This window comes from Neobacillus thermocopriae (assembly GCF_010975035.1).
Classification (GTDB): domain Bacteria; phylum Bacillota; class Bacilli; order Bacillales; family Cytobacillaceae; genus Neobacillus; species Neobacillus thermocopriae.
The window spans coordinates 1-8,512 of record NZ_JAAIUV010000044.1; the positions used below are offsets into that span (position 1 = coordinate 1).

Sequence of the window (8,512 nt, forward strand, 5' to 3'; positions counted from 1 at the left end):
TAAAGAAACTGGCAAACTGGACTTGGACTAGTCCAAAAATGGTATAATAATTGACCCCGTAGGGGTCAAATTAAAGTTAATATAGACCAAAAATTGCTTAAAATTTGAAAAGGCATTTCGAATTAAGCTTATTCGGAATGCCTTTTGTCTACAATCTGAGAGAAGCTTTAGCTTCTCTTTTTCTTGTTATACTTCCATTATTATTGGTAATATCATTGGTCTGCGTTTTGTTTTTTCGTAGAGGAAAGGTGCGAGTGTATCCGTAATTTCGTTTTTGATCTCTGACCATTGACTGGTTTTCCGTTCCATTATTTTATTAAGATGCTTACTAATTAAGTTTTGAGCATCATTGATTAAGTCACCAGATTCACGCATATAAACAAATCCTCTTGAAATAATGTCCGGACCGGATGCAATTTTAAATTCCTTCATATTTATACTTACAACAACAACTACTAAACCTTCTTCAGAAAGGATTCTTCGATCTCTCAGGACAATATTACCAATATCTCCCACACCGCTTCCATCAATATACACGGAACCAGAAGGGATTTTTCCTGCTATATGTGCAGAGTTTTCAGAAAGGGCTAATACTTCACCATTATCCATGATAAAGCAATTTTCTTCTTCTACACCACAGTCAACAGCCAATTTGGCATGCATTTTTTGCATACGATATTCCCCGTGAATTGGCATAAAGAACTTTGGTTTCATTAACCGAAGCATTAGTTTTTGTTCTTCTTGTCCGCCATGCCCAGAGGTATGAATATCACTTAATTTACCGTGGATGACCTCAGCACCAGCCTTGAACAACATGTTAATTGTTCGGCTGACACTAATTGTATTACCTGGAATAGGTGAGGAAGAAAATACAACCGTGTCGCCAGGAATGATTTGAATTTGTCTATGCGTGCCATTAGCAATACGAGACAATGCGGCCATAGGCTCACCTTGGCTCCCCGTACAAAGGATAGTCACCTTATGAGCAGGTAATCGATTGATTTGTCCTGCATCAACAAAAGTATCTTTTGGTGCCTTAATATAACCTAAGTCAAGTCCGATATTGATTGCTGCTTCCATACTTCGGCCAAAGACAGCAATTTTCCGGCCATTCATTACAGCTGCCTCTGTTACCTGCTGGAGCCTGTGAATATTGGAAGCGAAAGTGGCAAAAATAATCCTTCCACTAACTTTACGGAAAATATCATGGATGCTTTCCCCTACACGTCGTTCTGACATGGTGAACTCAGGTATTTCACTGTTTGTACTATCAGATAATAAGCATAAAACGCCTTCTTTTCCTATCTCTGCCATTTTTGTTAAGTTCGCCGGTTCACCAACAGGGGTAAAATCAAATTTGAAATCACCGGTATGTACGATTTGGCCAGGTGGTGTCTTTACCACGATCCCATATGAATCTGGAATGCTATGAGTCGTTCTAAAAAATGTTACTGATGTCTTCCGGAATTTGATGACATCATCTTCTTTTATTTCAATTAATTTTGCATTTCTAAGGAGACCGTGTTCTTCCAATTTGTTTTTAATTAACCCAAGAGCAAGTTTTCCACCATAAATGGGAATATTGACTTCTCGTAATAAATAGGGAATGCCCCCAATATGGTCTTCGTGCCCATGTGTAACAAATAAACCTTTAATTTTTTCCGCGTTTTTAACTAAATAACTATAGTCAGGTATAACATAATCAATACCTAATAATTCGTCTTCGGGGAACTTTATTCCGGCATCAATTAAAATAATCTCATCTTGAAATTGAACCCCGTAAGTATTCTTGCCGATTTCGCCCAAGCCTCCTAAGGCAAAAACAGCGGTTTGATCATTCTTAACAAATTTCATATATTATCATATCTCCAATACTTTATAGTTTTCATTTTGTTGTTCATATTCTAAATGGGCACCTTTAATCTCCTGTATATATTCGATATTGATTTTTTTGTCGGCGAGTTTAGAATATACTTCCCTTACTGATTCCGCCTGAATATAAAAAGTTTTAGTCTTTTCTCTTACTGGAACTTCATGAACGTTTTCTTGGTAAAACACTTTAAATATCATTACTATTCGCTCCTTAATTTTTACATAACTTTTTCTATTATATATAACATAGACCATTTTTTCATTTATTTTCTAGATTAAATTGATGTTTGTTTCAACAATTTACAATAATGAAGGAGCCCTTCGCAAGTATGAAGGGCTCAAAATTATTAGTTTAGGCAATTGATTTTTTTCTAAGTAAATCTTTCCACTGTTTTAAGAGCTTTTTTCGTAGCTTCTTTAACATAGTGGATCATCTCCTTACTTCTTATTTTAAACAATCCTTGTCCAAAGTAAAGTCAGTATCGGGAGATAAATAAAATTTTTTAGTTCAACTTTTTTACTATTATTATATGGTATAAAAGCTGAATTTTTCATGGATAATGATGGAATCAATTTGCCACAAAAAAGCCGGCCCTGTACAATGGGGACCGACTTTATTATCTTTCAATAGGTGCAGCACCTTCAATTGGCTTGAACGGGTCATTTTTATCAATATGATCATAAAACATGATTCCGTTTAAATGGTCAATTTCGTGCTGAAAACAAATAGCCGCAAGCCCCTTCAATCTAATTTTAACTTCTTGTCCCTCCAAGTTATATCCTTTTACAGTTATCCTTGCGTATCTCGGAACATAGCCGGGAATTGGTTCATCTACTGACAAACAGCCTTCACCTGAGGTTAAATAGGCTAATTCAACTGAATGACTAATGATTTTTGGATTAAATAGTGCATAGCTGATTAGTTGGCCTTTTTCGTCTGTTAAATGAACGGCGATCATTCTTTTTGATACATTTATTTGTGGTGCCGCTAAACCAATTCCTGGACGTAAACCATATTTAGAGGCAATCTCACTATTCTGACTGTTGATTACATATTCTAATAGACTGGAAAGAATTTGTTTATCTTCCTCTGTAGGAGGCATAGGAACTTCCGATGCTACTTTTCTCAGTGTTGGATGCCCATCCCGAATAATATCATCCATTGTCAACATAACGTACACTCCCTTATAACCATAAAAGCTAAAGTTTACAATAGTCTATCAAACATGATTAGCTATTTCTATATTATAACAATCAATAAAAATAATAAATTTTATATAACAGGTGTTTTTATTTATTAATACAGTTTAACAAATTAGTTAAAAACTTAATAATAATAACTATGATGAAAAATTAATAAACTTAGTATTTGACGGGTTTTAATGAATAAGGTAAACTCAATAAGGTATGCGGTTATTGTATTAATGTTTTTGGCGAAAAATATTAATACAGTTATAAATTGAGAATAGGTATGCTTTTTACTGATTTTTGGGCAACCTAATTTAGTGGAAATTATTTTATTTGTATAGAAAGGAAGATGTCCAAGATGGCTTCGAAAACTCAAAAAGCCCCGCTGGATGTAAAAAAGTCGCTCCAAACAGCGGAGGAACAATTTCAAACATTCCAAATATTAAATGAAGAAGGCGAAGTCGTAAATGAAGCTGCAATGCCGAATTTAACAGATGAACAGCTTCAAGAATTAATGCGCCGCATGGTATATACTCGTATTCTCGATCAAAGATCTATCTCTTTAAATCGTCAAGGAAGACTAGGGTTCTATGCTCCAACAGCTGGTCAAGAGGCATCCCAATTAGCATCTCAGTTTGCCCTTGAAAAAGAAGACTTTATTCTTCCAGGATACCGTGATGTTCCACAATTGATTTGGCATGGACTTCCACTTTATCAAGCATTTTTATTCTCACGTGGGCATTACCATGGAAACCAAATTCCTGAGGGTGTAAATGTATTATCACCTCAAATTATTATTGGTGCCCAATATGTACAAGCTGCAGGTGTTGCCCTTGGTTTGAAAAAGAACGGAACTAAGGCTGTTGCTATTACTTATACTGGTGACGGCGGTGCTTCTCAAGGGGATTTCTATGAAGGAATAAACTTTGCAGGTGCATTTAAGGCTCCAGCAATTTTCATTGTCCAAAATAACCGTTTTGCTATTTCTACACCAGTTGAGAAACAATCAGCAGCAAAAACGATTGCTCAAAAAGCCATGGCAGCTGGTATCCCAGGTATTCAAGTTGATGGTATGGACCCACTCGCTGTTTATGTTGCTGTTCGTGATGCTCGTGAGCGCGCGATTAATGGGGAAGGTCCAACTTTAATTGAGACTTTAACTTACCGTTATGGACCACATACAATGGCCGGTGATGATCCTACACGTTATCGTTCAGCTGACCTTGATAATGAGTGGGAAAAGAAAGATCCACTTGTTCGTTTCCGCAAGTTCCTTGAGAAGAAAGGTTTATGGAGCGAAGAACTAGAAAATGAAGTGATTGAACAAGCAAAAGAAGATATTAAAGAGGCTATTAAAAAGGCGGATGAAACTCCAAAACAAAAAGTGACTGATTTAATGTCCATTATGTTTGAAGAAATGCCTCATTATTTGAAAGAACAATATGAAATTTACAAAGCAAAGGAGTCGAAGTAAGTCATGGCTCAAATGACAATGATTCAAGCAATTACTGATGCACTCCGCACGGAGCTTCGCAACGATCCAAAAACATTAATCTTTGGGGAAGACGTTGGAGTAAACGGAGGGGTATTCCGAGCAACAGAAGGTCTACAAAAGGAATTCGGTGAAGATCGTGTTTTTGACACTCCTCTTGCAGAATCTGGAATTGGAGGATTATCAATTGGTCTTGCATTAACTGGATTCCGTCCAATCCCTGAGATTCAATTTTTTGGATTCGTTTTTGAGGTAATGGACTCTATTGCAGGACAAATGTCGCGGATGCGTTACCGTTCAGGCGGACGCTATCATATGCCAATTACAGTACGCTCTCCATTTGGAGGAGGAGTTCATACGCCAGAACTACACTCAGACAGTTTAGAAGGTCTAATGGCACAAACACCAGGCTTAAAAGTTGTAGTACCATCAACTCCATATGATGCAAAAGGATTATTAATATCAGCGATTCGCGATAATGACCCTGTTATTTTCCTTGAGCATTTGAAATTATATCGTGCATTCCGTCAAGAAGTACCTGAAGAAGAATATACAATTCCGATCGGTAAAGCAGATATTAAACGGGAAGGTAAGGATTTGTCCATTATCACTTATGGTGCAATGGTTCATGAATCCTTAAAAGCAGCAGATGAATTAGCGAAGGAAGGATATTCTGTTGAAGTGGTAGATTTACGCACTATTATGCCACTTGATATTGAAACAATTATTGCATCTGTAGAAAAAACAGGCCGTGCAATTGTTGTTCAAGAAGCTCAAAAACAAGCAGGAATTGCAGCAAATGTTGTCGCTGAAATCAATGATCGTGCAATATTAAGCTTGGAGGCACCAGTATTGCGTGTTGCAGCTCCTGATACAGTTTATCCATTCTCTCAAGCAGAATCTGTATGGCTTCCAAATTATAAAGATGTCATTGAAACAGCTAAAAAAGTACTTACTTTCTAATATAAAGTGGGAAATAAATTCTTTTGTTTCCCGCTTCCCTTATGTATTCCCAGCAAAATTAACGCAAAAATAGGAGGATGAATCCCAGTGTCATTTCAATTTAAAATGCCTGACATCGGAGAAGGAATTCATGAAGGAGAAATAGTCAAATGGTTTATTAAACCAGGAGATAAAGTTCAAGAAGACGATGTCCTATGTGAAATTCAGAATGATAAAGCGGTTGTTGAAATCCCTTCACCGGTAGAAGGAACTGTATTAGAAGTATTAGTTGAGGAAGGAACTGTTGCGACGGTAGGACAAGTTCTTGTAACCTTTGATGCCCCAGGATATGAAAACTTACAATTTAAAGGGGACCATGGTGACGCAGAGCCAGAACAGCAAGAACAAGCCCCAGAACCAACACCTGAGGCAAAGGCTGAAACAACACCTCAGACTCAAGGAAATCAAGAGGTTGATTCAAATCGTAGAATTATTGCTATGCCTTCTGTACGGAAATATGCACGTGAAAAAGGTGTGGATATTAAATTAGTTACTGGTACAGGAAATAATGGCCGCATTCTAAAAAGCGATATTGATGCATTCCTAAATGGAGGACAAGCAGCAGTGGCTGAACAGCCAGCAACTCAAGCTGTACCAGCAACAGAAGAAGCGGTTGCAGAAGCTCCAAAAGCAGCAGCAATTCCACAAGGAGAATATCCAGAAACACGTGAAAAAATGAGCGGTATTAGAAAAGCAATTGCAAAAGCAATGGTTAATTCTAAACATACAGCTCCACATGTAACATTAATGGATGAAGTAGATGTTACTAAGTTAGTAGCACATCGTAAGAAATTCAAGGAAGTTGCAACTGCAAAAGGTATCAAGCTAACCTTCCTTCCATACATTGTAAAAGCTTTAACAAGCACATTAAAAGAGTTCCCAATATTGAACACATCTCTTGATGATGCAACCAATGAAATTATTCATAAACACTACTATAATATTGGGATTGCAGCAGATACAGAAAAGGGATTACTTGTGCCAGTTGTTAAAGATGCAGATCGCAAGTCTGTCTTTGCCATTTCCAATGAAATTAATGAACTAGCAGTTAAAGCACGTGAAGGTAAACTTGCTCCACATGAGATGAAAGGTGCTTCATGCACTATTTCAAATATCGGTTCAGCTGGTGGTCAGTGGTTTACTCCAGTAATTAATCATCCAGAAGTTGCCATTCTAGGCGTTGGTCGTATTGCTGAGAAACCAATCGTTAGAGATGGTGAAATTGTTGCTGCACCAGTCTTGGCATTATCATTAAGCTTCGATCACCGTATGATTGATGGGGCTACTGCTCAAAATGCATTAAATCACATTAAGCGATTATTAAACGATCCAGAACTATTGCTAATGGAGGCGTAAGAAATGGTTGTAGGAGATTTTCCAATTGAAACAGATACTATAGTAATTGGCGCAGGACCAGGCGGGTATGTAGCAGCAATTCGTGCAGCTCAGTTAGGCCAAAAAGTTACTATTATTGAAAAGGAAAATGTTGGCGGCGTATGTTTAAATGTTGGTTGTATTCCTTCAAAAGCGTTAATTGCTGCTAGCCATCGTTATGAAACAGCACTTCATTCAGCAGATTTTGGAATTACTGCTGAAAATGTTAAAGTTGACTTTTCAAAAGTTCAAGAATTTAAAGCAGGAATTGTTAAGAAATTAACTGGCGGGGTAGAAAGTCTTTTAAAAGGAAATAAAGTGAATATTGTAATAGGTGAGGCATACTTTGTTGATGCCAATACACTTCGTGTAATCAACGAGGATTCTGCCCAAACTTATACTTTTAAAAATGCTATTATTGCCACAGGTTCAAGACCTATTGAACTTCCTGCCTTTAAGTATTCAAAACGTGTTCTTAACTCTACTGGAGCCCTTAACTTGCAAGAAATTCCGAATAAAATTGTTGTTATTGGTGGCGGTGTTATTGGTATTGAACTTGGCGGTGCTTATGCTAATTTTGGCAGCCAAGTGACTATTTTAGAAGGCGCCGAAGAAATTTTAGGAATGGGCGTTTTTGATAAGCAAATGGCTTCCGTAGTTAAAAAGAATATGAAGAAAAAAGGTGTAGAATTCTATACAAAAGCATTAGCTAAAGGTGTAGAAGAAACAGAAAACGGAGTAGTTGTAACCTTTGAAACAAAAGGTGAAGAGAAGAAAATTGAAGCTGATTATGTGTTTGTAATGGTTGGACGTCGTCCGAATACGGATGAAATGGGTCTAGAACAAGTCGGTATTAAAATGACTGACCGCGGTTTAATTGAAATTGATAAACAATGCCGAACAAATATTAGTAATATTTATGCAATCGGTGATGTTGTAGCAGGACCTCAATTAGCACATAAAGCATCCTATGAAGCAAAAATTGCTGCTGAGGCAATTGCTGGACACCCATCTGAAATTGATTATTTGGCAATACCTGCTGTTGTTTTCTCTGATCCTGAATTAGCATCTGTTGGTTATACAGAAGCTCAAGCAAAAGAAGAAGGAATCGAGATTGTTGTTGCTAAATTCCCATTTGCAGCCAATGGCCGAGCATTATCATTGGCATCAAGTGATGGTTTCCTAAAACTTATTACTCGTAAAGAAGATGGTCTTGTAATCGGTGCACAAATTGCCGGAGCAAGTGCGTCTGATATGATCGCAGAACTTGGCCTTGCTATCGAAGCAGGTATGACTGCTGAGGATTTGGCAATGACTATTCATGCTCATCCAACACTTGGAGAAATTGCTATGGAAGCTGCAGAAGTAGCTCTAGGTACACCAATTCATATTGTAAAATAAGGGTGAATGAAAACTTTGTAGATCGAAGTGAAAAAAATAAAAAGTCCTTTCCTCAAGTAAAGTGTACCCTTTGTAAAGGACATTTTAAAAAAGCCTAGGCAACTTGTTGAAGCTGCTGTCTGTATTTTACAGGCGGCAGCTTTTTTAAATTCCACTGTCCACGATAATGATTGTAGTACGTCA

Annotated in this window: 8 protein-coding genes; 4 read left to right on the forward strand and 4 right to left on the reverse strand. The window is 37.3% G+C overall.

Annotation, left to right across the window (positions count from 1 at the left end):
- Nucleotides 1-186: 186 nt before the first annotated feature.
- The 3 genes from rnjA to def all read right to left on the reverse strand — a co-directional run bounded on the left by rnjA (nucleotide 187) and on the right by def (nucleotide 3,044).
- Nucleotides 187-1,854 (reverse strand): ribonuclease J1, encoded by a 1,668-nt coding sequence (gene rnjA, locus G4Z05_RS16015; RefSeq protein WP_163252795.1) that lies wholly within the window; start codon nucleotides 1,852-1,854, stop codon nucleotides 187-189.
- Nucleotides 1,855-1,860: 6 nt separating this feature from the next.
- The gene (locus G4Z05_RS16020; RefSeq protein ID WP_163252797.1) at nucleotides 1,861-2,070 is read right to left on the reverse strand and encodes a DNA-dependent RNA polymerase subunit epsilon; all 210 of its coding nucleotides are present in this window, start codon (nucleotides 2,068-2,070) and stop codon (nucleotides 1,861-1,863) included.
- A 419-nt stretch (nucleotides 2,071-2,489) separates the two neighbouring features.
- Entirely contained in the window at nucleotides 2,490-3,044 is a 555-nt protein-coding gene (gene def, locus G4Z05_RS16025; RefSeq protein ID WP_163252799.1) for a peptide deformylase, read from the reverse strand.
- A gap of 374 nt (nucleotides 3,045-3,418) precedes the next feature.
- Between def and pdhA the strand changes: the two genes are divergently transcribed.
- The 4 genes from pdhA (at nucleotide 3,419) to lpdA (ending at nucleotide 8,329) form a co-directional block, all read left to right on the forward strand.
- Nucleotides 3,419-4,534 (forward strand): pyruvate dehydrogenase (acetyl-transferring) E1 component subunit alpha, encoded by a 1,116-nt coding sequence (gene pdhA / locus G4Z05_RS16030; RefSeq protein ID WP_163252801.1) that lies wholly within the window; start codon nucleotides 3,419-3,421, stop codon nucleotides 4,532-4,534.
- A 3-nt stretch (nucleotides 4,535-4,537) separates the two neighbouring features.
- Nucleotides 4,538-5,515 carry an alpha-ketoacid dehydrogenase subunit beta gene (locus G4Z05_RS16035; RefSeq protein WP_038540677.1) on the forward strand — a complete coding sequence of 326 codons (978 nt, stop codon included), beginning with the start codon at nucleotides 4,538-4,540 and terminating at the stop codon, nucleotides 5,513-5,515.
- A gap of 87 nt (nucleotides 5,516-5,602) precedes the next feature.
- Nucleotides 5,603-6,910 (forward strand): dihydrolipoamide acetyltransferase family protein, encoded by a 1,308-nt coding sequence (locus G4Z05_RS16040; protein ID WP_163252802.1) that lies wholly within the window; start codon nucleotides 5,603-5,605, stop codon nucleotides 6,908-6,910.
- A 3-nt stretch (nucleotides 6,911-6,913) separates the two neighbouring features.
- The gene (gene lpdA, locus G4Z05_RS16045; RefSeq protein ID WP_163252804.1) at nucleotides 6,914-8,329 is read left to right on the forward strand and encodes a dihydrolipoyl dehydrogenase; all 1,416 of its coding nucleotides are present in this window, start codon (nucleotides 6,914-6,916) and stop codon (nucleotides 8,327-8,329) included.
- 94 nt (nucleotides 8,330-8,423) lie between these two features.
- On the opposite strand, the gene G4Z05_RS16685 is transcribed toward lpdA, so the two are convergent.
- Nucleotides 8,424-8,512 (reverse strand): IS3 family transposase (locus G4Z05_RS16685; RefSeq protein WP_327440797.1); only part of this gene is annotated, 89 nt, incomplete at its 5' end.

What these genes read in the sequence shown, in the direction of transcription:
- rnjA (WP_163252795.1), bottom strand. Translation starts at nt 1,854, where the DNA reads ATGAAATTTGTTAAGAATGATCAAACCGCTGTTTTTGCCTTAGGAGGC.
- G4Z05_RS16020 (WP_163252797.1), bottom strand. Translation starts at nt 2,070, where the DNA reads ATGATATTTAAAGTGTTTTACCAAGAAAACGTTCATGAAGTTCCAGTA.
- def (WP_163252799.1), bottom strand. Translation starts at nt 3,044, where the DNA reads ATGTTGACAATGGATGATATTATTCGGGATGGGCATCCAACACTGAGA.
- pdhA (WP_163252801.1), top strand. Translation starts at nt 3,419, where the DNA reads ATGGCTTCGAAAACTCAAAAAGCCCCGCTGGATGTAAAAAAGTCGCTC.
- G4Z05_RS16035 (WP_038540677.1), top strand. Translation starts at nt 4,538, where the DNA reads ATGGCTCAAATGACAATGATTCAAGCAATTACTGATGCACTCCGCACG.
- lpdA (WP_163252804.1), top strand. Translation starts at nt 6,914, where the DNA reads ATGGTTGTAGGAGATTTTCCAATTGAAACAGATACTATAGTAATTGGC.